20 protein-coding genes and 3 pseudogenes are annotated in these 23,099 nt (G+C 70.1%); 5 read left to right on the top strand and 18 right to left on the bottom strand.

Features of this window, described 5'->3' with window-relative positions; all coding sequences use genetic code 11:
- Positions 1 to 61 precede the first annotated feature (61 nt).
- The 9 genes from ACFOYX_RS09430 to ACFOYX_RS09390 all read right to left on the bottom strand — a co-directional run bounded on the left by ACFOYX_RS09430 (position 62) and on the right by ACFOYX_RS09390 (position 10,153).
- Positions 62 to 1,510 carry an aldehyde dehydrogenase family protein gene (locus ACFOYX_RS09430; protein ID WP_322443221.1) on the bottom strand — a complete coding sequence of 483 codons (1,449 nt, stop codon included), beginning with the start codon at positions 1,508 to 1,510 and terminating at the stop codon, positions 62 to 64.
- Entirely contained in the window at positions 1,507 to 2,568 is a 1,062-nt protein-coding gene (locus ACFOYX_RS09425) for a P1 family peptidase (RefSeq protein WP_322443222.1), read from the bottom strand. The genes ACFOYX_RS09430 and ACFOYX_RS09425 overlap by 4 nt, the downstream gene beginning before the upstream one ends.
- Positions 2,565 to 3,794, bottom strand: a complete 1,230-nt coding sequence (locus ACFOYX_RS09420) for a M20 family metallopeptidase (RefSeq protein ID WP_322443223.1) — start codon at positions 3,792 to 3,794, stop codon at positions 2,565 to 2,567. The genes ACFOYX_RS09425 and ACFOYX_RS09420 overlap by 4 nt, the downstream gene beginning before the upstream one ends.
- Positions 3,791 to 4,705, bottom strand: coding sequence for an ATP-binding cassette domain-containing protein (locus ACFOYX_RS09415; protein WP_322443224.1), 915 nt, complete (start codon positions 4,703 to 4,705; stop codon positions 3,791 to 3,793). The genes ACFOYX_RS09420 and ACFOYX_RS09415 overlap by 4 nt, the downstream gene beginning before the upstream one ends.
- Positions 4,702 to 5,706 carry an ABC transporter ATP-binding protein gene (locus ACFOYX_RS09410; protein ID WP_322443225.1) on the bottom strand — a complete coding sequence of 335 codons (1,005 nt, stop codon included), beginning with the start codon at positions 5,704 to 5,706 and terminating at the stop codon, positions 4,702 to 4,704. Before ACFOYX_RS09410 ends, ACFOYX_RS09415 begins: the two co-directional genes overlap by 4 nt.
- On the bottom strand, positions 5,703 to 6,572 hold the full coding sequence (locus ACFOYX_RS09405; RefSeq protein WP_322443226.1) for an ABC transporter permease: 870 nt from the start codon (positions 6,570 to 6,572) through the stop codon (positions 5,703 to 5,705). Before ACFOYX_RS09405 ends, ACFOYX_RS09410 begins: the two co-directional genes overlap by 4 nt.
- The gene (locus tag ACFOYX_RS09400; protein WP_322443227.1) at positions 6,569 to 7,516 is read right to left on the bottom strand and encodes an ABC transporter permease; all 948 of its coding nucleotides are present in this window, start codon (positions 7,514 to 7,516) and stop codon (positions 6,569 to 6,571) included. The genes ACFOYX_RS09405 and ACFOYX_RS09400 overlap by 4 nt, the downstream gene beginning before the upstream one ends.
- Before the next feature lie 4 nt (positions 7,517 to 7,520).
- Positions 7,521 to 9,032, bottom strand: a complete 1,512-nt coding sequence (locus ACFOYX_RS09395; protein ID WP_322443228.1) for an ABC transporter substrate-binding protein — start codon at positions 9,030 to 9,032, stop codon at positions 7,521 to 7,523.
- 68 nt (positions 9,033 to 9,100) lie between these two features.
- A complete protein-coding gene (locus ACFOYX_RS09390; RefSeq protein ID WP_322443229.1) occupies positions 9,101 to 10,153 on the bottom strand; it encodes an isocitrate/isopropylmalate dehydrogenase family protein in 1,053 nt (350 codons plus the stop codon).
- 213 nt (positions 10,154 to 10,366) lie between these two features.
- Here ACFOYX_RS09390 and ACFOYX_RS09385 point away from each other — a divergent pair, with 213 nt between their 5' ends.
- Both ACFOYX_RS09385 and ACFOYX_RS09380 read left to right on the top strand, forming a co-directional pair.
- Positions 10,367 to 11,803 carry a P1 family peptidase gene (locus ACFOYX_RS09385; RefSeq protein WP_322443230.1) on the top strand — a complete coding sequence of 479 codons (1,437 nt, stop codon included), beginning with the start codon at positions 10,367 to 10,369 and terminating at the stop codon, positions 11,801 to 11,803.
- Between the two features lie 241 nt (positions 11,804 to 12,044).
- Complete coding sequence (locus tag ACFOYX_RS09380; RefSeq protein ID WP_322443231.1) at positions 12,045 to 12,743, top strand: FCD domain-containing protein; 699 nt, start codon at positions 12,045 to 12,047, stop codon at positions 12,741 to 12,743.
- A 215-nt stretch (positions 12,744 to 12,958) separates the two neighbouring features.
- On the opposite strand, the gene ACFOYX_RS09375 is transcribed toward ACFOYX_RS09380, so the two are convergent.
- The 8 genes from ACFOYX_RS09375 to ACFOYX_RS09340 all read right to left on the bottom strand — a co-directional run bounded on the left by ACFOYX_RS09375 (position 12,959) and on the right by ACFOYX_RS09340 (position 20,813).
- Positions 12,959 to 13,189: a hypothetical protein gene (locus tag ACFOYX_RS09375; RefSeq protein WP_322443232.1), complete on the bottom strand. Its 231-nt coding sequence runs from the start codon at positions 13,187 to 13,189 to the stop codon at positions 12,959 to 12,961.
- A 32-nt stretch (positions 13,190 to 13,221) separates the two neighbouring features.
- The gene (locus ACFOYX_RS09370; RefSeq protein WP_322443233.1) at positions 13,222 to 14,490 is read right to left on the bottom strand and encodes an NADH:flavin oxidoreductase/NADH oxidase; all 1,269 of its coding nucleotides are present in this window, start codon (positions 14,488 to 14,490) and stop codon (positions 13,222 to 13,224) included.
- Positions 14,491 to 14,578: 88 nt separating this feature from the next.
- Positions 14,579 to 15,763: a M20 family metallopeptidase gene (locus ACFOYX_RS09365; RefSeq protein ID WP_322443234.1), complete on the bottom strand. Its 1,185-nt coding sequence runs from the start codon at positions 15,761 to 15,763 to the stop codon at positions 14,579 to 14,581.
- Positions 15,760 to 16,791, bottom strand: a complete 1,032-nt coding sequence (locus ACFOYX_RS09360) for a 2-dehydropantoate 2-reductase (protein ID WP_322443235.1) — start codon at positions 16,789 to 16,791, stop codon at positions 15,760 to 15,762. Before ACFOYX_RS09360 ends, ACFOYX_RS09365 begins: the two co-directional genes overlap by 4 nt.
- The gene (locus ACFOYX_RS09355; RefSeq protein WP_322443236.1) at positions 16,788 to 17,573 is read right to left on the bottom strand and encodes an SDR family oxidoreductase; all 786 of its coding nucleotides are present in this window, start codon (positions 17,571 to 17,573) and stop codon (positions 16,788 to 16,790) included. The genes ACFOYX_RS09360 and ACFOYX_RS09355 overlap by 4 nt, the downstream gene beginning before the upstream one ends.
- Positions 17,570 to 18,892 (bottom strand): MFS transporter, encoded by a 1,323-nt coding sequence (locus tag ACFOYX_RS09350; protein ID WP_322443237.1) that lies wholly within the window; start codon positions 18,890 to 18,892, stop codon positions 17,570 to 17,572. Before ACFOYX_RS09350 ends, ACFOYX_RS09355 begins: the two co-directional genes overlap by 4 nt.
- Positions 18,889 to 19,800: a polysaccharide deacetylase gene (locus tag ACFOYX_RS09345; RefSeq protein ID WP_322443238.1), complete on the bottom strand. Its 912-nt coding sequence runs from the start codon at positions 19,798 to 19,800 to the stop codon at positions 18,889 to 18,891. Before ACFOYX_RS09345 ends, ACFOYX_RS09350 begins: the two co-directional genes overlap by 4 nt.
- Positions 19,797 to 20,813 (bottom strand): AsnC family transcriptional regulator, encoded by a 1,017-nt coding sequence (locus ACFOYX_RS09340; RefSeq protein ID WP_322443239.1) that lies wholly within the window; start codon positions 20,811 to 20,813, stop codon positions 19,797 to 19,799. Before ACFOYX_RS09340 ends, ACFOYX_RS09345 begins: the two co-directional genes overlap by 4 nt.
- Before the next feature lie 76 nt (positions 20,814 to 20,889).
- Here ACFOYX_RS09340 and ACFOYX_RS09335 point away from each other — a divergent pair.
- The 3 pseudogenes from ACFOYX_RS09335 to ACFOYX_RS09325 form a co-directional block, all read left to right on the top strand.
- Positions 20,890 to 21,363 (top strand): annotated as a pseudogene (locus ACFOYX_RS09335) (TIGR03557 family F420-dependent LLM class oxidoreductase); the annotation flags it as partial.
- A gap of 136 nt (positions 21,364 to 21,499) precedes the next feature.
- A pseudogene (locus ACFOYX_RS09330) lies at positions 21,500 to 21,853 on the top strand (integrase); the annotation flags it as partial.
- Between the two features lie 187 nt (positions 21,854 to 22,040).
- Positions 22,041 to 22,382 (top strand): annotated as a pseudogene (locus tag ACFOYX_RS09325) (integrase); the annotation flags it as partial.
- A gap of 212 nt (positions 22,383 to 22,594) precedes the next feature.
- Here the strand turns inward: ACFOYX_RS09325 and ACFOYX_RS09320 are convergent.
- The gene (locus ACFOYX_RS09320) at positions 22,595 to 22,921 is read right to left on the bottom strand and encodes a DUF4396 domain-containing protein (RefSeq protein WP_377533882.1); all 327 of its coding nucleotides are present in this window, start codon (positions 22,919 to 22,921) and stop codon (positions 22,595 to 22,597) included.
- Positions 22,922 to 23,099: the final 178 nt, after the last annotated feature.

Below are 23,099 nucleotides of genomic sequence, written 5' to 3'. Positions count from 1 at the left end.
CTCCGCAGCAGTTGCTCATGGATAGTCCTCGTGATGCGGGCCCATGGCGTCGACAGGGGGTTCAGGCCGACCGGATGATCGCCATCCGGGTCACCGTCAGTTCCTCCGCCGCGAAGCGGGGGCCTTCCCGGCCGATGCCGGAATCCTTGACTCCGCCGTAGGGCATGTTGTCGGCGCGGAATCCCGGCACCTCGTTGACCACGACCCCGCCCACCTGCAGCCGTTCCACGGCGGCAAAAGCGGTCGATAGGGACCGGGTGTAGACGCTCGCGTGCAGGCCGTACCGCGATTGGTTGACCAGGTCGAACGCGGTGTCAATGTCGGGGACCGCGCGCACGCAGACCACCGGGCCGAAGATCTCCTCGTCCCACGCGGCCAGGCCGTCCGGCACGTCGGCGAGGACGGTCGGCCGGAGCATCCCGCCGTCGTCGTCGCCGCCCGCCACGACCTTCGCGCCCGCCGCGACCGCCTCGGCGATCCACCCGCGGACGCGCCGGGTCGACCGCGGGTCGATCAACGCCGCAACCCGGGTGGCCTCGTCACGCGGGTCGCCCACGGTCACGGCGGAGACCCGATCGGTGAGCAGCCCGAGGAACTCCTCGGCGACCGGCGCCTCCACCAGCACCCGCTGCACGGAGATGCACGCCTGCCCGGAGGCGTAGTAGCCACCGCGTGCCACGGCGTCGGCGGAGGCGGGCAGGTCCGCGTCGGCGGACACCACCAGGGCGGCGTTGGACCCGAGTTCGAGCAGGACCTTGGTGGGTGCGGCGGCCCGGGCGATGGTGTGCCCCACGGCGGCTGACCCGGTGAACGACACGGCACCCACCCGCCGGTCGGTCACCAGCGTCTCCCCCACGTCCACGCCACCGGTGACGAGCTGCACCGCCTCCGGCGGCAGCCCGACCGTTGCGCCCGCCTCGCGCAGTAGGTGCACCAGCCAGAGCGTTGCCAGCGGCGTCTGCGGCGCGGGCTTGCACACCACCGGGCAGCCGGCCGCGAGCGCCGGCGCGATCTTGTGGGTGGCGAGCAGCAGGGGGTAGTTGAACCCGGCGATGCCGACCACCACGCCGATCGGCCGGCGCGTCCAGAACCCGATCAGTCCCTCGCCGGACGGCAGCAGGTCCAGCGGCACCGTCTCACCGTGCAGCCGGGCCACCTCCTCGGCCGCGGTCTCCAGCGTCACGAGGGTACGGGCCACCTCCGTCCGGCAGTCGACCAGCGGCTTTCCGGTCTCCAGCACGAGCAGCCGCTCGAACTCCTCGCGCCGGGCAGCGAGCGCGTCGCGGGTGTTCAGCAGGGCCGCCCGGCGGACGTGCGAGGGCAGGCGCGCAATCGTGTCGGCGCTGGCCGCCGCGGCGTCCAGCGCGGTGCGCGCCAGCTCGACGTCGCCGAGAGGTGCCTCGGCGACCGCCGACCCGTCGTACGGGAACCGCACGGGCGCGGTCGGCGCCGGGACCCAACCACCGCCTATCGGCAGGCCGGCCGGGAACGGTGCCTCGAACAGACTCATCGTCGCCTCCATTCCTGAACGGCGCTGGGAAAGATGTCGGCGTACGCGCGGTATCCCCCGGCGCTGCCTGCGGCGAGGATGCCGTGGACCACCGCCCGGGTGAACGCGTCCGCGGCCGCGGCGAGCACCGCGTTGAACGCCACCGGGTCGAGGGCGGGACCGGCGCAGGTTGCCAGGGCGAAGACGGTGTCGCCGTCGAACATCGAGTGGACCGGCCGGATGGCGCGGGCCATGCCGTCGTGCCCGATGCCGGCTAGCTTCTGGCACTGGGCCTTGGTCAGCGTCGCATCGGTTGCGAGGACACCGATCGTGGTGTGGAACGACCGGTCGACGCCACGGCCGGCTGCCGCGGCGGGCGCTTCGGCGGCCTCCAGGGCGGCGGCCCGCTCCCGCTGGTTGGGCGGGCGCGCGCCGTCGAACTCGCCGGCCAGGCCGAACCGGGCGCCGTACAGCTCGCCGGTGGCAGGGTCCACGGTCGAGCCGACCGCGTTCACCACGGCCAGCGCGCCGACGGTCACACCACCGACGACTGCGCTGGCCGAGCCAACGCCGCCCTTGATGCCGCCGGCCACCGCACCGGTGCCCGCCCCGACCGTGCCGAGCGCCACCTGCCCGTCGGTCGCGGCGTCGTAGGCGGCCGACCCGAAGTCCGGGCCGGGAGTGGCGCGGAAGTCGCCGCCGCGGCCGAGGTCGAACAGGACCGCGGCGGGAACGATCGGTACCACCTGCCCCGGCTCGGTGCCCACGGGGAAACCGATCCCGGCATCCGCCAGGCGGTCCACCACACCGGCGACTGCGGCCAGCCCGTACGCGCTGCCGCCGCCGAGCAGGATCGCGTGCACCCGGTCGACCAGGTTTCGCGCGTCGAGCACGTCGGTCTCGTGGGTGCCGGGGCCGCCGCCACGGACGTCGACGCCGGCGACCGCCCCGCCGGCCGGTGCGACCACCACCGTCGTCCCGGTGAGCCAGCCGCCGCCGGTCCGCTGGTGGTGCCCGACCCGGACACCCGCGACGTCGGTCAGGGTGTTGCTCGGCCCAGGTCGAACCGGTGCGGTCACCGGTTACCGACCGGACGGGGTGCGTGCAGGAACCGGCGGGCCGCCTCGGCGTAGACCCTGGTGGAGCGGACGATGTCGGCGAGCTCGACGTACTCGTCGGCCTGATGGGCGATCCACTTGCCGCCGGGGCCGTAGACGACACTCGGCACGCCGCCGCGGGCGGTGAGGATGGTGCCGTCGGTGGTACCCGGCACTCCCCCGTACGTCGGCTGCTCGCCCGTCACCACGGTGTGCGCCTCTGCGAGTGCGGCGACCACCGGGGCGTCGACGGGAGTGTCCACCGGCGGCCGGTCGACCAGGACCGCGACCTCGGCGCGCACCTCGTCGTCCTTCCCCAGTGCCGTGGCGATGCCGCGGACCCGTTCGACCAGGGACGGGTGAGCCACTCCCGGCACGGTGCGCACGTCGATCGCGACGGTCGCGTACGCGGGGATCACGTTGATCTGGTCGAGGTCGCCCGCGGTGGCCACCGTCGGGGTGACGTACGGCAGGCCCAGGTGGGGGTGTGTGCCGTGGCGGGACTGGAGTTCGTGCTCCAGCACGGCCAGTTTCAGTACGAAGGCTCCGGCGGTACGGATGGGGTTGCGGGCGTGCTGCGGCATGGCGCCGTGCGCCATCCGGCCGTGGAAGTCCACCCGGAACCGGATCGCCCCCTTGGACACCGGGCAGATCTCGCCGGCCTCGGGCTCGCACACGATCGCCGCGTCGACGTCCGCGGCGAGACCGGAGTCCACGAAGTGATGGACGCCGAGCATCAGCCCTTCCTCGTCGGCCAGGGCGCACACCTTGATCCGGCCGGGGAACGGCCCGGCCGACTGCAGGGCGCGCACCGCGTACAGCATGGCCGCCACCCCGGCCTTCATGTCGGCGGAGCCGCGGCCGTAGAGCCGCCCGTCGCGGATCTCCGCGCCGTACGGGTCGACGGTCCAGGTGTCGAGGGCGCCCTCGGTGACGACGTCGGTGTGCCCTTCGAACATGAGGGTCGGCCCGTCGCCACCGCCGCCGTCCACGACGGCCACCACGTTGGGGCGGCCGGGTGCGGCCTCGGAGACGACGGGATTCCAGCCGAACTCGCGCATCTTGGCGGCGACGAGGTCGGCGGCCGGCTGTTCGGACCGGCCGTTGCCGGGATCGTTGACGCTGGGGATGCGTACCAGAGCCTGGGTGAAGGCGACCACGCCCTCCTCGTCGATGCGGATGGTGTCAACCTCGGCCGAGACGCTCATCGTTGCTGCGACTCCTTCCGGTCTCGGTTCGCCGCGTGGACCGCGAGGGCCTGTCGCAGCGTGGGCGCGGCGGCGAGCAGCGCCCGGGTGTACGGGTGGGTCGGGCGCTCGTAAACAGCGGTGGTGGGGCCGCGCTCGACGATCTCGCCGTCGTGCATCACCACCACGGTGTCGCACAGGTGCCGGACGACCGACAGGTCGTGGGAAACGAAGACCAGGGTCAGCGAGAAGTCGTCGACGAGGTCCATGAGCAGGTTGAGGATCTGTGCCCGGACCGAGACGTCCAGGGCGCTGACCGGCTCGTCGGCTACGAGGACCTTCGGATGTGGCGAGAGAGCCCGGGCGATGGAGATCCGCTGTCGCTGACCGCCGGAGAACTGGTGCGGGTAGCGGTGCGCCGCCGCCGCGGGCAGCCCGACGGCGTCAAGCAGTTCCGCCACGCGAACCCTGGGGTTGGGATGGTCCAGCGCCACGAGGGGCTCTCTGATGATGTCGCGAACGGTCATGCGGGGGTCGAGTGAGCTCATCGGGTCCTGGAAGACCATCTGCAGGTTCCGGCGGAGGAACTTGAGCGACCGGTCCGGGAGCCGGGTGATCTCCCGTCCGGCGAAGCTGATGGAGCCGGAGGTCGGGCGGTCCAGGCCGGCGAGGAGCCGGATGAGGGTCGATTTGCCCGACCCCGACTCGCCGACGATGCCGAGCCGCTGCCCGTACGCGATGTCGAGATCGATCCCGCGGAGCGCCTCGACGAGCGGCCCGGGCCGGGTCAGGGAGCGACGGGGACGCCGGTAGCGGCGGACCACCTGCCGGGCGCTGATCACCAGGTCCGGCCCCGTGCTCGCGGTCGCCGGCACCGCGTCGCCGGGGACGCGGGCCGGCCCGGGCGTACCGATCTGCGGAGTCTCGGTCATCGGTCCTCCCCCACGGGGTGCCAGCAGGCGAACCCCCGCGCGGTGGTGCCGGACCACTCTGGTGTCCGCTCGCACCGGGCGGTCGCCTGGGGGCACCGGGTGCGGAAGACGCATCCGTCCGGGAAGTCACCGCCGTTGGGCACCGCTCCGGGAATCGTCTGGAGGCGGCCCCGTTCGTCGACGACGGTCAGGTCGGAGGCGGCGATCAAACCTTCGGTGTAGCGGTGCCGGGGCGCGGTGAAGACGTCGTACACCTCGCCGGTCTCGACAACCCGGCCCCCGTACATGACCAGGACGCGCTGGCACACCGTGGCCACCACGGCCAGGTCGTGGGTAATGAAGAGCAGCGCTGTGTTCCGTTCCGCGGCCAGCTCGAGAATCAGGTCGAGCATCTGTGCCTGCACCGTGACGTCGAGGGCCGTGGTGGGTTCGTCGCAGATCAGCAGGGCGGGGTCGTTGGCGAGCGCGATGGCGAGCATTACCCTCTGGCGCTGGCCACCGGAGAGCTGATGCGGGAAGGCCCGGGCGGTCGCCCTCGGGTCCGGCAGGCGTACCCGGTCGAGCAGCTCGACCGCCGCCGCGGCCGCCTCGGCCCGGCTGGCCCGGGTGCGATGCAGCAGCATCACCTCCGCGACCTGGTCGCCGATGCGCATCACCGGGTTCAACGCGGTCATCGGCTCCTGGAACACCATGGATACGGCCTTGCCGCGGGCCTTCGCCAGCTGGCGCTCACCGGTTCGCAGCAGGTCGTCGGGCATTCCGCGCAGGCGGATCGACCCGGTGGCCCGCAGGCCCTCGGGCAGCAGGCCCATCAGCGCCAGCGCGGTGAGGGACTTGCCGGACCCGGATTCACCGATCAGCCCCACCCGCTCGCCGCTGCCGATGGTGGCGGAGACGTCCTCCACGAGGGGAACCGGACCGACCTGGATGCCCAGGTTGTCGACCGTCAGCACCGCGTCCGTCGCGGTCCCGATGCCGGGTGCCTGTGCCGCGGCCGTCATCGGTGCTCCCGCAGCTTGGGGTCGAGCCAGTCGCGCAGCCCGTCGCCGAGCAGGTTGAAGCCGAGTACGGCGAGGGCGATGGCGAGGCCGGGCAGGAACGCCAGGCGGGGCGTCGAGAACAGGAGTTCCTGCGACTCCTGGAGCATGCGGCCCCAGGAGGGGGTGGGTGGTCGGGTGCCGAAGCCCAGGAACGACAGCGCGGCCTCGGCCAGGATGGCGATGGCGAACGACACCGACGCCTGGACGATGAGGATGCTGGCGATGTTCGGCAGCACGTGGCGCAGCGCGATCGCGAGCCGGGACCGTCCGGCGGCGCGGGCGGCGAGGATGTACTCGGTGTGCATGACGCCGAGGGTCTGGCCGCGGGCGACCCGGGCGAACGCCGGGATCGTCGCGACGCCGATCGCGATCATCGCGGTGAGGGTGCTCGCGCCGAAGACCGCACCGAGCATGATCGCGAGCAGCAGCGCGGGGAACGCGAAGAGCAGGTCGTTGGCCCGCATGACGACCTCGCTGAGCCAGCCGCGGGCCATACCGGCGAGGACGCCGAGCGGGGTTCCGAGTACCGCGGCGACGCCCACCGCCACGATCCCGACGAAGAGCGTCGTGCGGGCGCCCACCATCAGCTGGCTCGCCACGTCCCGGCCGAACTTGTCGGTGCCGAGGAGGAAGCCGTCGCTGAACGCGGGTGCCAGCCGGTGCGCCGCGTCGACGTGCACGGCGTCGTGCGGCGTCCAGACGAACGAGGTGAGGGCGGCGAGCACCACCAGTGCCACCAGGGTGCCGCCGACCATCATGCTGGGGTTGACACGGCGCCACCGGCGGTACCGGAGGTCCGTGGCCGGAAGGTTGTCCAGTGCGGTCATCGGACCCCCCGCAGTCTCGGATCGAGCAGGGCGTACAGGACGTCGACCAGGAAGTTGATGCCGAGTACGGCGACGACGAGCACCATGACGGTGCCCCGCACGAGCAGCAGGTCGCGATTGGCGACACCGTCGAGCAGGAGACTGCCCAGGCCGGGAAGGGTGAAGACCCGCTCCACCACGACGGCCCCGATGAGCAGCGTGGCCAGTTGCAGACCGAGCACGGTCACCACGGGGATCGCGGCGTTGCGCGCACCGTGTTTCCACAGTGCCCGATAGAGCCCGAGTCCCTTGGCACGGGCGGTGCGGATGTAGTCCTCTCGCATCACGTCGAGCACCGCGGATCGGACGTACCGGCTGAGCACCGCGCCCTGCACCAGGCCGAGGGAGAGGGACGGCAGCAGCAGTTGCTGGAACCAGGCGGCGGGGTCCTCCCGCAGCGGGGTGTAGCCGCCGGAGGGAAGGGCCTGCCAGGTGACCGCGAACAGGAACACCAGCAGGATGCCGGCGAGGAACGCCGGCACGGCCACGCCGATCTGGCTGAGCCCGGACAGGAGCAGCCCGCCCACGGTGCGGTGACGTACCGCGGCGGCGGTGCCGAGCGGAACCGCCACCACGACGGCCAGCAGCATCCCGAACAGCACCAGCCAGAGCGTCACCCCGAGCCGGTCCACGATCTGTGGACCGATGCGGTCCGAGGTGACGTAGGAGACGCCGAAGTGACCGGCCGGCAGGCCCGACACCCAGTCCAGGAACTGGGTGGTCAGGGGCCGGTCCGTGCCGAACTCGGCACGTTTGGCCGCAACCGCCTCCGCCGTGGCGTTGACTCCCAGCGCGACCTCGGCCGGGTCGCCGGGAAGCACCGCCATGACCGCGAAGACGACGACCGAGGCGACGGCGGTGCTCACCACGAGCACCGCCGCGCGGACCAGCAGGTACAGGCCCATCGTGCTAGCCCTCGGACGGGGACAGCACGCTCAGGTCGAAGGACTCGGACACCAGGTTCTTCGGCAGACCCGTCATGCCCTTCTTCGCCACGATGAGGTTGGGGAACAGGAAGAGGAAGTCGCCGGCGGCGTCCTCGGAGATGATCCGCGCGGCCTCCTTCATCGCGGCGACCTGCTCGTCCTCGGTGCCGGCGTCGGCCTTGGCGAACAGCTCCTGCACCTTCGGGTTGTTGTAGCGCAGGTAGTAGTCCTTGTTGCCGAAGACCGCGGTGATGTCGCGGGGCTCGACGTGGTTGATGATCGACATGTCGTAGTCGGCCTGTTTGAACACGACGTCCAGCCACCGGGCGGGGAACTCCAGCGGTTCGATGTCCACGGTGATCCCCACCGCGGCGAGCTGCGACTTGACCACCTGGGCCGACGCGACGGCGTAGGGCAGGTTGGGGATGCGCATCCGCAGCTTGAGGTTGCTCTGTCCGGCCTGGGCCAGCAGCTCCTTGGCCTTCGCGGGGTCGTGCGGGTACAGGTTGGTCAGGTCCTCGTACCACGAGTCGGTCGGCGGCACCATGCTGCCGATGAGCTGGCCGCGCCCGGCCCAGGCGGTGTCCAGCAGCGCCTTGTGGTCGATGGCGTACCGGATCGCCTGCCGGACCCGCTTGTCGTTGAGCGGAGCCTTCGAGTTGTTGAACGAGAGCAGCACCTCGCCGGTCGTCGTGCCCTCGATGACCTCGTACTTCGAGGTGTCGGAGAACTGCTGGATCGACTCGGGGGCCTGGACGGTGGAGATGATGTCGATGCCGCCGGTCAGCAGAGCGTTGTTCAAGGCCGTGGCGTCCTTGAAGTACTTGAGCACGACCTTGCCCACCTTCGGCTTCGTGCCCCAGTAGTTCTCGTTCGCCACGTAGGTGATCGCGTCGCCGCGACGCCAGGATTCCAGCTTGTAGGGGCCGGTGCCGACGGGCTTGTTGGCCAGGTCGGCGACCCCGTCCCGGCTGAACATGGCGCCGATCCGGGTGGTCATCTTGTAAAGCCAGGAGTTGTTCGGCTTGGTCAGGGTGACGACCGCGGTGGTGTCGTCCTTCTTCTCTACGTTGGCCACGACGTCCATGGCCGACTTCAGCGAGACCTTCCAGTCGGTCTTGACCCGGTTGATGCTGAACACGACGTCGTCGGCGGTGAACTTCTTGCCGTTGGTGAAGGTGACATTGTCGCGCAGGTGGAACGTGTAGGTCTTGCGGTCGGGGCTGACGTCCCACGACTCGGCGAGCAGCGGCACGATCTTGCCGTCCTGGTCGAGCTTGACCAGGCCCTCGTAGATGTTGACGAGCAGCGCCTGCGGGATCGCGGCGCCGTCGGTGCTGGTGAAGTCGAGGTTGGCCGGTTCGGCGACGAAGCCCACCGACAGGCTCGAGGTGGTGGCGGAGCCTCCCGAGGTTCCCGATGAGCAACCCGCGGCGGCGATCGCGAGCGTGACGGTCGCGGTCACCGCCACGAGCCGGGCGAACGGTCGTGTCACGGCTTTTCTCCTGGGGCAGGGGCCGGGCGAGGCCGGTCCGGGCTGGCGAACGGACGGGTGGGACGTGATCATGGTGCGGTGGTGATCTCGACGGCGGCCAGGATCTCCGCCGCGAGCTCCTTCGTGGTGGCGTTGCCACCGAGATCGGGGGTGCGCAGGGAAGGATCGCGCAGCGCGGCCGCGACCGCGTCTCGCACGATTCGCCCGGCCACCGGCAGGCCGAGGTGGTCGAAGAGCATCGCTCCGGACAGCATGCACGCGACCGGGTTGGCCACGCCACGCCCGGTGATGTCCGGGGCCGAGCCGTGCACCGGCTCGAAGAGCGCCGGCACGTCGCCACCAGGTAGGAGATTCGCGCTCGGCGCCATGCCCATTCCGCCAGCGAGCACGGCCGCGAGGTCGGAGAGGATGTCGCCGAAGAGATTGCTGCACAGCAGTACGTCGAGTTCGCGGGGCTGTTGCACGAGCCGGACGGCCATCGCGTCGACCAGCACGTGCTCGCACTCCACGTCGGGATTTTCCGCCGCCACCTCGGCCACGACGGAGTCCCAGAGCGTGTAGCCGTGGCGGAGCGCGTTGGACTTGGTCACCAGGCTCACCTTGCCCCGGCGCGTCCGCGCGAGGTCGAAGGCGTAGCGGGCAGCCCGCAGGATGGCGGGTCGGGAGTGGACGGCCACCTCGATGCCGAGCTCGTGCGCGGTGGCGGCGTGTGCCCGGCCGCCGACGCCCGCGTACTCCCCCTCGGTGTTCTCCCGCACGATGACCAGGTCGATCCCGTCCGGCTCGCGCAGCACGGTGGGCACGCCGGCCCAGGACTGGACGGGCCGGACGTTGACCGCGAGGTCGAGCGCCTGACGTATCCCGATGATCAGGCCCCAGATGAGCTCGTGGTCGGGCACGTCCGGTCGGCCGACGGCCCCGAACAGCACCGCGGAAAAGCCGCGGAGTACGTCAACGGCGTCCGGCGGCATCGCCCTCCCGGTGCGCAGATACCGCTCGCCGCCCCAGTCGAGCTCGATCGTGTCCAGCTTGCTGCCGGCGCGCCGGGCGGCGGCGCGGAGCACCGGAAGGCTGGCCGAGACCACCTCGGGGCCCACGCCGTCGCCGGGAATCACTGCCACGCGGGGGTCCTGCACGCCGAGCTCTCCGTTCTTTGCGGACGCTCTTTACCCTGCCTGGTCTGACCAGTAGCCTCAGTGGACCCCACGCTCTCACTCGCCCGCAGGAGAGGTCAAGAGCTCAATCCCAAGGTCTTCGCCGGATCCGGGGCCGTCGATCCCGGCCTCGGAAAATGTCCGGCATCCACTCCGCAGAGAGGGGATCTCATGACATCCATGGCATCGCGGTCCGCCGCACTGCTCGCGGGGGCGCTGGTGTTCGCGGCCGCCACCGTCGCCACCCCCGGTCCCGCCGCGGCGGCGGGCACTCCCGGCCTGCCCGGCCAGCACAACGCGATCACCGACGTCCCGGGCGTCCAGGTCGGCCAGGTCCAGTCCACCCGGGCCCCGTACCTCACCGGCAGCACGGTCGTCTACACCCCACGCATGTCCGTGACCGGCGTCGACCAGGCAGGTGGCGCGCCGGCCACCAAGGAGACGGACCTGCTCGATCCGCTCAACTCCAACCCCGGCGTCAACGCGGTGATGCTCGGCGGGAGCAGCATGTACGGCCTGTCCGCCGCCGACGGCGTCATCCGCTGGCTCGAGGAACGCGGCGAGGGCGTCGGCGTCGGCAACGGAGTCGCTCCGATCGTTCCGGCCGCGGACATCTTCGATCTCGGCCGGGGCGGCAACTTCCGGGCTCGTACCGCCCCCGGCTGGGGCTGGCTCGCCGCCGAGAACGCCAAGGCCGGCGCCGTCGCGCAGGGTGTGGTCGGCGGCGGCACCGGGGCGCGTTCGGGTGGCCTGAAGGGCGGGGTCGGCACCGCCAGCATGGTGCTCGACAACGGCATCGTCGTCGGAGCGATCGTCGTGGTGAACTCGGTCGGGTCCCCGGTGGACCCTCGGGACTGCTCGCTGCTCGCCGCGCGGTACGAGGTGGCCGGCGAGTTCCGCGGCCTGCAGACGCCGAAGAAGCAGGAGTGCAACCCGCCCGGCGCATCCGGCGCCAAGGCTGAGGAGCCGTCGATGAACACCACCATCGCGGTGGTCGCGACCAACGCGCCGCTGGAGAAGGCCGCCGCCGCCCGCATGGCCAGCAACGCGCATGACGGCCTGGCCCGGGCGATCAACCCGATCCACACCCTCAGCGATGGTGACACCGTCTTCGCGATCTCGACCGGCGACGGCACCCCGCTGCGCGTCAACGCCGATGGTGGCCAGCTCAACCGCATCTTCAACGCGGCCGCCGACACCTTGACCCGGGCGGTCGGGCACGCGATTCTCAACGCCACCACCGTCGGCACGGCGAGGAGCTACTGCGACCGGTACCCCTCGGCGTGCGACGCGCTCAGCCCGATACCCGCGGACAAGCGGGGCGAGGCACCGGAGGTGACCGCCGAGTCGTTGGCCACTGCCAACGGGAAGATCTCCGACGGCACCCCGCCGGTGGGCGGCTCCGCGGCCAACGGGCAGAGCGGCCGGTCGAACGCGCCGGCATCTGAACAGAAGAAGTCCGACGAATCGCGGCAGACGGTGTCGTTCGCCAGCACTTCCTCCTCTGCCGGCAGTGGTCCGTCACCGCTGCTCGTCAACGGACTGCTGGCCCTCGTCGGGCTCGTCGGGCTGGCCGGCGCCCTGCTGATCCGGCGCCGAACGGCAGTCCGGAGCTGATCCTGACCTGACGAATCACACTCGGCGAACCCGGCCGGCGCGACTCGCCCGTCGCGCCGGCCGGACGCCGTAGGGCGTTACCATTTCCGGCAGACGGTCATTATTGACCGGATCGCTTCGCCCCACCACGGCGATCCCGCTGGTCGCCAGCGCTCTTGCAGACTTTGACAACGAGGGGTAGCCAGTGGCCCAACGGCCGCGATTTCAGCCGGTCCAGCCCGTGCGGGCGTACGAACGGATCGTGCAGCAGATCGAGGAGGCGATCCTCCGCGGTGACCTGCGCCCGGGTGAACGACTGCCCTCCGAGCGAGACCTAGTCCAGCAGTTTTCGGTCAGCCGCGCGACCGTGCGCGAAGCGCTGCGGGTCCTCCAAAGCAACGGCATGGTGCGCTCCCGGGCGGGCGACCCGGCGGGTGCGGAGATCATGCCATTTTCCCCGGTCACCTTGCAGAAGTCGATGACCACCCTGGCCCGCCTCTCCGAACTGACCCTCACCGAACTCATCCAGTTCCGGATGTTGCTGGACGCGACCGCCAACCTGCTCGCCGCCCAGTTGCGCACCGAAGAGCAGCTCGCCGAGATGGACGCGGGGCTGAAGGTGATGCGCGACAGTGTTTTCCTCGGATACGAGGAGTTCAGCCAGGCCGACGTGGCGTTCCACGACGCAGTCGCGCGAGCCAGCGGCAATCGACTGCTCCAGGTCTGCAATCAGGTGGTGCGGTCGGTGGCGCTCACCCTCATCGCGGAGAAGATCGTGCACGCGCTCGACCGCACCGCGCAAATGGAGGAGAGCATCAGCCACCACGCCGAGGTGCTTGAGGCGGTACGAGCTGGCGACGGCACCGCGGCGGCACGAATCGCCCGCCAGAATCTCTACGACTACTACGCCTCATATGTCCCAGAGGACGAACGGGTATTCCTGCGGGCACTGCTCGATTGACAGCGAACTGATCATCCTTGGTGGCCCCCGGACCGGCGGGCGTACTGACGATCCCCGGTGCGCCGCTGACAGGCCGATCGAACCCGCCACCGACCTGACAGAACCGGTCCCCGGGCCGACTGACAACCGCCACAGCGGCGCGCGGACGATCGACACACCGGCGAACCCGACACGACCGGGCACGACCTGTCCCGGTCTGACAACCGCTCGTGGTGTCAGGTCCGGCTGTCCCAATCGAGGTCTCGGCCCTCGCGCAAGGCGAAGCGCTTCCTTCGAAGGGATAACACCATGGCAACGACAACCCACACGAGGACGGCCGACACGGCGCTGACCACCGCCGAGAAGGCGTTCGAGCTGCGGACCTCCGAACCCGCGCCGCTGGCGTTCGACGCCCGCCCGGTGCCAGGTCTGCCGGACACGACGATGCCGCTGGACGAACTGCGCAAGCTACTGGTGTACGAGCGCTACGACAGCGACATCACCGACGCGCTGTGGCGGCAGCTAGCCCACCACGCCCGCGAACGGGGACCGGCCTGGGTCGTCGGTGCGATCGGCGTGTCCGCAGCCAGCCCTGCAGCAGGAGCTTGCCGTCGGCGCCCTTGACCGCGATGATCGTTCCGGGCGGTGCGGAGTTGGCGAGCAACCAACTCCAACACGACGCGGCGGCAGCCTTCCTAGAGCGCCCGGTGGTACTCCTCGGCCAGACCGACTTGCCTGCGTCCCGATTCCTCAGTGCGAAATAGGGGTCGCGAAGCAAGGCCCGGCCGATCAGGACGGCGTCGGCATCACCACGGGCGAGGACGTCATCGACCAAGGCGTGGTGGCTGATCCGGCCGACCGGGGCGACCGGTAGCCCCGAAGCCTCCCGCAGGGTTCGGCCGAACGCCACGTTGAGCCCGTCCCCCGTCGGCGGAGGGGAGGCGGGCTGCAGAGCTCCCGAGGTGACGTCGAGCAGGTCGACGCCGAGCGCCGCGAGTTCCTTGGCCAGCGGGACCGCCTCCTCCACGGTGATCCCCTCCGGCGCCCAGTCGGTGGCCGTGACCCGCACGAGCACCGGCTTGTCCGCGGGGAACGCCTCGCGCACGGATTGTGCGACCCGCAGCGTCAGCCGCATCCGGTTCTCCAGGCTTCCCCCGTACTCGTCCGTCCTGTGGTTGGACAGCGGCGAGAGAAACTGGTGAAGGAGGTAGCCGTGGCCGGCATGGACCTCCACGGCCTGGTAGCCGGCCTCATGTGCCAATGCGGCGCTGCGGGCGAACGCGGCAACCACTTCGTCGATGTCCTCGGGCATCGCCTCGCAGGGTTCCGACAGGTCCCCGAACGGGATCGCGGAGGGGGCCAACGGCGTCCACCCGCCGACGGCCGGCGGGACGGCGCCGTTCTGCCCCTTCCCCTCCCAGGGGCGCTGGTGCGAGCTCTTGCGGCCGGCGCACTGCAGTTGCACCGCGGGCACGGCCCCGGCGTCGAGGATGAACGACGTCAGGCGCCGGTGCGCGCCAGCCTGCTCCTTGTTCCAGAGACCCAGATCGGCCGCCGTCGAGCGGTGGCGTGGCCCGACGGCGGTGGACTCCACCAGCACCAGGCCGACTCCGCCAACCGCGCGTGAACCATAGTGGACCAGGTGCCAGTCGGTGGGCAGACCGTCTCCGCTCGCCGAGTACTGGCACATCGGTGACATCCAGATCCGGTTGGGGATGGTGATGTCGCGCAATCGGATCGGCTCGAAGGCCGAGGTGGCGTTCAACACGACTCCTCCTTTCGTGGCTCAGGGGCCGGACCCGGCGGTTCGGGCAGTTCCCCGATGTATCGCCGGGCCCTGCTGGCGTAGCGGCGGATCACTCGACGGCGAACGCAGCTATGACGCTGGCGGCCAGCGCAGTGCGTTCGACCATGCCGGTGATGCTCACATGCTCGTGTCTGGCGTGAGCACCGCCGCCGACGGCGCCGAAGCCGTCAAGGACCGGGATCCCGAGTGCGGCGGCGAAGTTGCCGTCGCTGGCCCCGCCCACGGACGCCTCGCGAAGGTCCACCCCCAGCCGCGCGGCGGCCCTTCTGGCGAGGGCATACATGCGCCCAATTTCGTCGCTGCGGGGCATGACCGGACGGTTCCAGCCTCCGGAGACTTCCAGTTTCACCCGTTCGTCTCGCGGGGCCAGTGACGCAAGAAGCGCGTCGACGCGAGCCTCTTCCTCCGCGGTGGCGACCCGGACGTCGATGTTGGCCTGCGCGAACCCGGCGACCACGTTCGCCCGCGTGCCGCCGCTCACGACACCGACGTTGATGGAGGTGCCACGCTTCAGGTCGGCACCCGCGTGCAGGGTGGTTATCACCCGGGCGAGCTCATCGATCGCGCTCGCGCCCGCTTCCGGGTCCAGCCCGGCGTGCGACTCGACGCCTCGCGCGGTGACGTCGAAGAGGCCCACTCCCTTCCGGGCCGTCTTCACCGCACCGTCGGCGCTGGCCTCGAAGACCAGCACCGCAGCGGCGTCGGCGACGGCCTGCTCCAGCACCGGGCGCGAGAAGGGACTGCCGATCTCCTCGTCCCCGTTGAGCACGAGCCGCACCGGAGGCCGCGGGACGCCAAGCTCATGCAGCGCTCGCAGGCTCCACATGAGCTGCACGAGCCCGCCCTTCATGTCGAACACGCCTGGCCCGCTGACCCGGTCGCCGTCGACGCGTACCGGCCACGACCGCGTCGTCCCGGCGCCGAACACGGTGTCGTAGTGCCCGAGACCCACGACCTGGCGCTGGCCGGTCCCCGAGTAGTCCAGCACGAGCGTCGACCCGTGCTCGGCAGATTCGTGCCGCACACGTCGCGCTGGCGCACCGAGCCGGTCGAGAACCCATTCCTCGACGAACGTCACACCCTTGGCCAGCAGCTCACGATCGTCACTGGGGGTTTCCAGTTCCGCGAGCGCAACCAGGTCGTCGACGAGATGCCGCGCCCGGTCGACAACCCAGCCGTGCAGAGCCTCCACATCGACGGCGTCGACAACGCTGGCGGTGGGCAGGCGTTTCACCGCGCGACCTCCGCCAGCCGGCGCAGGCGCTCCTCGGACATCTCCCCGCCGCGTTCAAGCTCCTCGATCTCCCCAAGTAGTGCCACGAGCAGCGGTGTCTTGACGCCGGCGGCGACGGCGGCGTCAAGCACGGCACCGTAGTGGGTCGGCACTTCGGTCGGACGGTGACGAACGGCTATGTCGCGCCAGATGCCGCTGCGGTCCTTCGGCTGGGTGCACAGCCAGGCGACCAGCCGGTCAGTCGCGAGATCCTTGGCCGCGTCGTCGTCTCCGGCGTACGGGGCCGGGTCGAACGCGTCGAACGCCTCGAGGGAGATCCCGCGCTGCCGCGCGGCCGCGAAGACCTCCGCGACCAACGCGTGCATCAGGGGGCGGTGCCGGTCGATCAGGTCCGCCATGGCGACATCGGCTGTCGCGGTGGCGGTCAGCATCGCCCCAAACCCGAGCTTGGACCACAGGTACCCGTCCACGTTGGTGGTGGCACGGGCCGGACCCCACGACTGCAGGTCGGCCACCACCGAGCGAACCCGCTCGGATTCGGTGCCGTCCAGTTCGCCGATGACGAGGGCACCCAGACCGCCGTCGCGGATCTGCCCGGGGCCGGTCACGTCAGCGAACAGGTTGACGAATGCGCCAACGGTGCGGCCGGCGCCCACGCGGGCGGCAATGAGCTGCTCGTTCAACCCGTTCTGCAGCGATACGACGAACCCGTCCTCGGCCAAGCGGGGCGCGACCCAGTCGAGCGCCTTCTCGGTGGCCTGCGCCTTCACCGCGAGCAGCACCCGTCCGAGGGACTCCGCTCCCCCGTCTGGCGTGATGGCCGCCGCCACGGGCACCGAGGCCGCCTCGTCGCCGTGCACCAGGGTGATGCCAGATTCGGCGATGGCGGCAACGTGTTCCCGATCAGCGTCGACGACGGTGACCGGGTGGCCCGCGCGGGCGAGATGATGCGCCAGAGTGCCGCCGATCGCGCCGGCGCCGACCACGGTGTATGAACTCTTCTCTGCTGGCGTCACGTCGTTCCTCACTGGGCCCGCTGCAGGGGCGTGGTCGTCGGGTAGTGGGTCGGCAGGCTCGTGGTGCCCGCCGTCGCGCCTCCGTCGACGCGCAGGATGGCGCCGGTGGTGAAGCTGGCGGCGTCGCTGGCCAGCCAGAGGGCGGCGGCTGCGATCTCGTACGGCTGGCCCGTTCGGCCGAGGGGGTTGACCGAGACCGCGGCGGCGTAGTCGTCCGTCACCGGGTTCACCGGGCTGTCGACCTCGATGAAGCCCGGCGCCACGGCGTTGACGCGTACCCCTGCCTGCGCCAACTCGACTGCGCACGCCTTGGTGGCCATCTCCAACGCCGCTTTCGAGGTGCAGTAGTGGGCGGCGCCGGGTCGGGCCCGGGTCGCGGCGCCGGAGCTGATGTTGACGACGGCGCTTGGCCGGTGGTCCTGCGCGGCGAGCGCAACGGTGAGCAGCACGGGGGCGCGCACGTTGACGTGCTGGACCCGATCCCAATCTTCGGCGTTCATCTGCTGAAGCGGGTTCGCCGGGTAGATGCCGGCTGCGTTGACGAGCACGTCGACGGGCCCTTGCGCCGCGGCGGCGCGGGAAATGATCTCGCCGCAGTCCGGGCTCGCCAGGTCGGCGGCGATCGACTCGGTCGCGACGCCGTACCGGTGGGCGAGGTCGGCCATCGCGGACGTCAGTTCCGACTGCCGCGCATCGACGCCCGTGATGGCGTCACCCTCAGCTGCGAACGCGGCAGCGCAGGCCAGGCCGATGCCGCCGGCGGCGCCGGTGATCAGAACGTGGCGGCAGCTCACACGAACTCCTTGTCCTTCGTCTCCGGCATCGTGGCGTAGACGACGCACCCGATCAGGGCTGCCGCGGCGACGTACACCCAGGTGAGGCCGCGATGGCCGGCCTGTGCCATCCAGGTCGTGACATACGGCGCCGTGCCGCCGAACAGGGCGACCGCCAGGGCGTAGGGCAGCGCGACTCCGGTGGAGCGCACCTCTGGGGGGAACTGCTCCGTCATGATCACTGCGCAGTTGGCCGAGTATCCCGTCAGGAGCGTGACGCCGATCAGCTCGACGAGGAGCAGCATTCCGAACGTGCCGTGCTCCAGCAGCTGGAAGGCGGGGTACGCGAACAGCAGGAAGCCGAAGGCGAAGCCGAACATGGTCACCTTCCGGCCGAATTTGTCGGACAGCAGCGCCACGAAGGGCAGCAGGGTGATGAAGTAGGCGGAAGCGATGGTGTTGGCCAGCAGCGCCTCGTTGAGGTCGATGCCCATGGCGCTCTTGGCGTACCCGGGCATGTAGCTCATCCAGATGTAGTAGAGGAGCGTTCCGGCGATGGTGATGCCGACGACCCGCAGCGCCGCCATGGGGTGGTCGCGGAACACGGCGGTCAGGGGGTTCTTGGTGCGGGTCCGGCCCTCGGCGCTCGCCCGGGTGAAGCTGTCGGTCTCGGCGACGGAGACCCGCAGCCACAGTCCGATCAGGCCCAGCAGGCCGCCGACGGTGAAGGCGATCCGCCAGCCCCAGGACGCCATGGCCTCGTCGCTAATCAGCGAGGTCAGCGTGTAGCCGGTCCCCGAGGCGATCAGCACCCCCGAGCCGACGGACACCTGCTGCCACGACCCGGCGAAGGCACGCCGGCCGGGGGCGGCCGACTCCACCAGGAACGAGGAGGACGAGCCGAACTCACCGCCCGCGGAGAAGCCCTGCACCAGCCGGGCCAGCAGGAGGACGATCGGGGCCAGCAGGCCGATGGTGGCGTACGTGGGGATCAGACCGATGAGGATCGAGGCGCCGGCCATCAGCCCGATGGTCAGGGTGAGGCCCTTCTTTCGTCCGTGGCGGTCGGCGTAGGCGCCCAGGACGGCCCCGCCGATCGGGCGCATGACGAAGCCGACGGCGAAGACGGCCAGGGTCGCGAGCAGGCTGACGACCGGGTCTTCGCTGGGGAAGAACTGGCTGGCGAACACCGGCGCGAGGGTCGCGTACAGGGCCCAGTCGACCCACTCGACGGCGTTGCCGATGGAGCCGGCGAGGATCGCCTTGCGCTGCTTCGGGGTGAGCCTCGTGCTGGCAACCCGACCGACGGCCTCGGTGGCGGTGGTGCTTGCGCTGCTCATGCTGTCTCTTCTCGGTTGACGCGGGAGATGGAAGGTCGCAGCAGATCGGCGATCTGCGCGTGGGTGCCGTACCAGACGTCGCCGTGCTGGCTGATGTGGTCCAGCAGGGCTCGCAGGACGACCAGACGGGAGCGGTGGCCGATGATGTGCGGGTGCAGGGTCAGCTGGAACAGGCCGCCCTCCGCGCGGGCCGCGTCGAACTCGTCGATCCAGATCTGCAGGGCTGAACGCGGCGGCATGTACGGGCGGAGGCTGGCGTAGCGCTCCATCATGAAGTACGGCGCGTCGTCGCGGATCCACTCCACCGGGATCTCCACGATCCCGGTGGGCTGTCCCTCGGCGACCAGCTCGTACGGCTCGTCGTCAGCCATCAGCGACGAGTCGTAGACGAACCCGAGCTCTCTGATGACCGACAGCGTGTTCTCGGAAAAGTCCCAGCTGGGGGTGCGTATGCCGGTGGGCCGGGCCCCCGAGAGCCGCTCCAGGGTGTCCAGGGCCCGCCCGGTCAGGTCGAGTTCGTCGTCCCTGCCCAGGAGCATGTTCCGCTCATGGATCCAGCCGTGGACGGCGACCTCGTGGCCGCCGGCCACGTACGCCTCGACCTCTTCGGGATGCAGCAGCGCTGAGACCGCTGGCATGAAGAACGAGGCGGGGACGTCGTACTCACCCAGCAATCTGACGATCTTGGGAGCAGCGACTCGAGCCCCGTACTCTCCCTGCGCCAGCTTGCCTGGGCTGGTCTCGCCGTCCCGCAGCGGGATCGTCTCGTGGTCCGAGTCGAACGAGATGGCGACCGCCACGCGTGCTCCCCCAGGCCACTGGTCCGGGGTCAGGCTGCGGCCGGCGCGCACCTTCCCGATGTGCCCGCGCCAGGTGGGCTCGTCCCACTGCCAGGGCTCTTGGTTCATCTGTGCTCCTTCGGTGATGGCCGGCCGTCGGGGCCGATGGGAACCCATGCGCGCTTGAGGGTCTGCACCTGCAGGGTCAGGTCCGCCGTGACGAGGCCGGGCAGTTGGCCGACGACCTGCGTTGTGTACTGGTACAGGTCCCCGTAGTGCGGCAGGACGCCCTGGAGGATCAGGTTGTGCCGACCGGTGGCGGCGGAGACGTACCGTGTCGAGGGGTGTTTGGCCAGCCTCTCCCCCACCTCATCGATGCGGCCAGGTTCGACGATGAGCCAGAGCAGGAACTCCACCCCGAACCCGATCACGGGAGATTCGAAGACACAGCGGAACCTCAGGCATCCGCGCTTGACGAGCGACTCCACCCGCCGGGCGGCCGTCGACTCGCTGATGCCGGTCCGTGCGGCGATCGTGGCGTACGTGGCGCGCCCGTCCTCGGCCAGGATTCGCGCGATCTCGAATTCCTGTTCTGTCAGCTGCTCCGGTTCCACCCAGTCGCGGTGGGCGTAGTCGGTGACCGCACCGCCGGTGCGCAGTACGCCGGTGGCCTGGCCGCCGAGCAGGCCCGGATCCCACTCCTCGAACGCGCTGAACTTGCGGATGACGACCATCGACTCCGACTCCACGACATCGTCGATGCTCTCGAGCTGGCTGACGACGGACATCACGTCGCGGTGGCTCTTGACCACGACCTCCGCGGCGACGTCGAATGACCCGATCGTGATCGTGACGAATCGCGGGGCCGACAGCGCGGCCACCGCCTGGGCCACGGCCAGGGCACGGCCTGGCCGGGCGCGGAAGCGCATGTAGATCGAGATGCCCAGTCCGCAGCGCAGGTGGTCCAGCACCCCGGTCACGGCAACGACGTGGTCTGCCAGCAGCAGCTGCCCCCGCCGGGTCACCGTCGACTCGGGGGCGCCCAGCGCGTTCGCGATCTGCTTCCACGAGGCGCGGGCGTTCAGCTGCAAAGCCAGGACGATGCGCCTGTCCAGCTCGTCAACGGTGGGGGAATCCGGCATGCGAGGCATCATTGCTGACGCTTTTCCTCGCAGTCAAGGGGTCAGGTGGGGATATCCGTCGTTCCGCCCCCACTCGATCAGAAGTCTGGGCGAGCAGGCCGGCCCGAAGGAGCTGGTCTCCCACGCCGTCCGCGCCGAGGCCGCCGGCTTCGACCACCTCGTCGCGTCCGAGCACTACTATCCGTGGCTCGACTCGCAGGGCCACTCGCCGTACACCTGGTCGGTGCTCGGCGCGGTCGCCCACGCGACCAGCCGGGCCGCGCTGATGTCCTTCGTGACCTGCCCGATCCGCCGCTACCACCCAGCGGTGGTGGTGCAGAAGGCCAGCACGATCGGGGTGCTCTCGGACGGCCGGTTCACCCTCGGGCTGGGCGCCGGGGAGAACCTCAACGAGCACGTGGTCGGCGGCTGGCCGCACGTGGAGCAGCGGCACGAGATGTTCGAGGAGGCGCTCCAGATCATCCGGCCCCTACTCAACGGGGAGACGCTGACCTTCTCCGGCAACCACTTCGACGTTGCCCCTGCCGGAAACCTCATCCGGCCTGGTGAGAGCCGGTGTACGGGATGTCGGGAACCTTGACCCGGGTTGCTTGCGCTGCCCTCTCGGGCAGCTGGTGATCGCTGCGGCATGATGGTCCGCCGTGCTGCTGCGACTGGCTTACCTGGGTGTGACGAACGCGTTCGCCATGCTGCGGCTGCGGCCGATGAGCGATCGAGACAAGGACCTGGAGATCCTTGCGCTGCGCCATCAGATCACGGTGCTGGAGCGGCAAATCGGTAAGGAGAAGGTGCGGTTCACCCCGAGCGATCGGGCGTTCCTGGCGGCGCTGCTGCACCGGCTGCCGCGCGACGTGCTACGAAGAGTGCGGCTGCTGGTGCGCCCCGACACGGTGCTGCGCTGGCACCGCGACCTGGTCGCCCGCCGCCACGCGCACATGTCCCGGCCTAGGCGCCCGGGCCGGCCGCGGACCGTGCGTTCCGTCCGCGCCCTGGTGCTGCGCCTGGCGCGGGAGAATCCCAGCTGGGGGTACAGGCGCCTGCACAGCGAACTGCTGGTTCTAGGGGTGAAGGTGGCCGCGTCGACCGTGTGGGAGATCTTGAAGGAGGCCGGGATCGACCCGGCCCCGGAGCGGGCTTCCAGCACCTGGGCCGACTTCCTGCGCTCCCAGGCCGACGCCCTGCTGGCCTGCGACTTCCTCGAAACGGTTACCCCTGGCCGGGGCGCGGATGTACGTGTTCGCGGTGATCGAGCACGCCAACCGGCGGATCCGAATCCTGGGCGCCACCGCGCACCCGACCGCATCCTGCGTGGCGCAGGCCGCGAAGAACCTGGTCATGGACCTCGAGGACGCCGGCTGCCGGGCGCGGTTCCTGATCCGGGACCGGGATGGGAAGTTCTCCGAGTTGTTCGACGCAGTCCTCAAGGATGCGGCGATCGAAGTCGTGCTCAGCGGCGTCCGGATGCCCCGCATGAACTCGATCATGGAGAGGTGGGTGCAGACCTGCCGGCGAGAACTCCTGGACCGCACCTTGATCTGGAACCAGCACCATCTCCTCCACGCCCTACGGGAGTTCGAAGAGTTCTACAACTGCCACCGGCCTCACCAGGGCATAGCCAACGCCCGCCCGCTGCCACCCCTTGCCGGAGCCGATCGTCGATCCGGACAAGATGGTCTACCTCAACATACGAAGACGCGGGCGCCTCGGCGGCATCCTCCACGAGTACGAGCATGCCGCGTAACCTGCGCGGACGAGGTTTTCGGCAAGGGCAGCATCACCACCTACTGCGGCGTGCCCAGCAATTCCGTTTTGACGCCGCGCCGGATCAGCAACGAGGTCGGCGGCCAGGCGGCGAAGAAGCCGATGATCAGCCCGACCTGGATCATGAGCCAAAACACCGGACTACCAGGCCGCAGGGTCTCGTGGAAAACAAGAAAATGCATTAGCGCCAGCCAACCTAATAGGCCGAGCTCGAAGACGGACACGGTCAGCAGGTCGCTCCTGAAAATCAGCAGGTCGCTCCTGAAAAATTTCCGCATTGCGGCCCACGCTCTTCGACCACCCGTGTGAGCCTCAGCAGAGTAGCGAAATGCAACGCCTATGGCCACTGCGCCTACATAGCGCCGACGACTTCGGGCCACAGTGTGCTGCCGAATATTTCGAGGCCAACGCCGTAGGTGATAGGCGTAGCAATGATGACACCCAGAGTGCAGTGCGTCCCACAATGACGTGATCTCAACAAGAATCCGGTAGGTATCGGTATTCGAAATGGGTGAGGTGGAGAGC

The sequence above is a fragment of the Micromonospora sp. GCM10011541 genome (assembly GCF_042650725.1).
GTDB lineage: Bacteria > Actinomycetota > Actinomycetes > Mycobacteriales > Micromonosporaceae > Micromonospora > Micromonospora sicca.
This window is presented reverse-complemented; position numbering and strand designations above follow the sequence as displayed.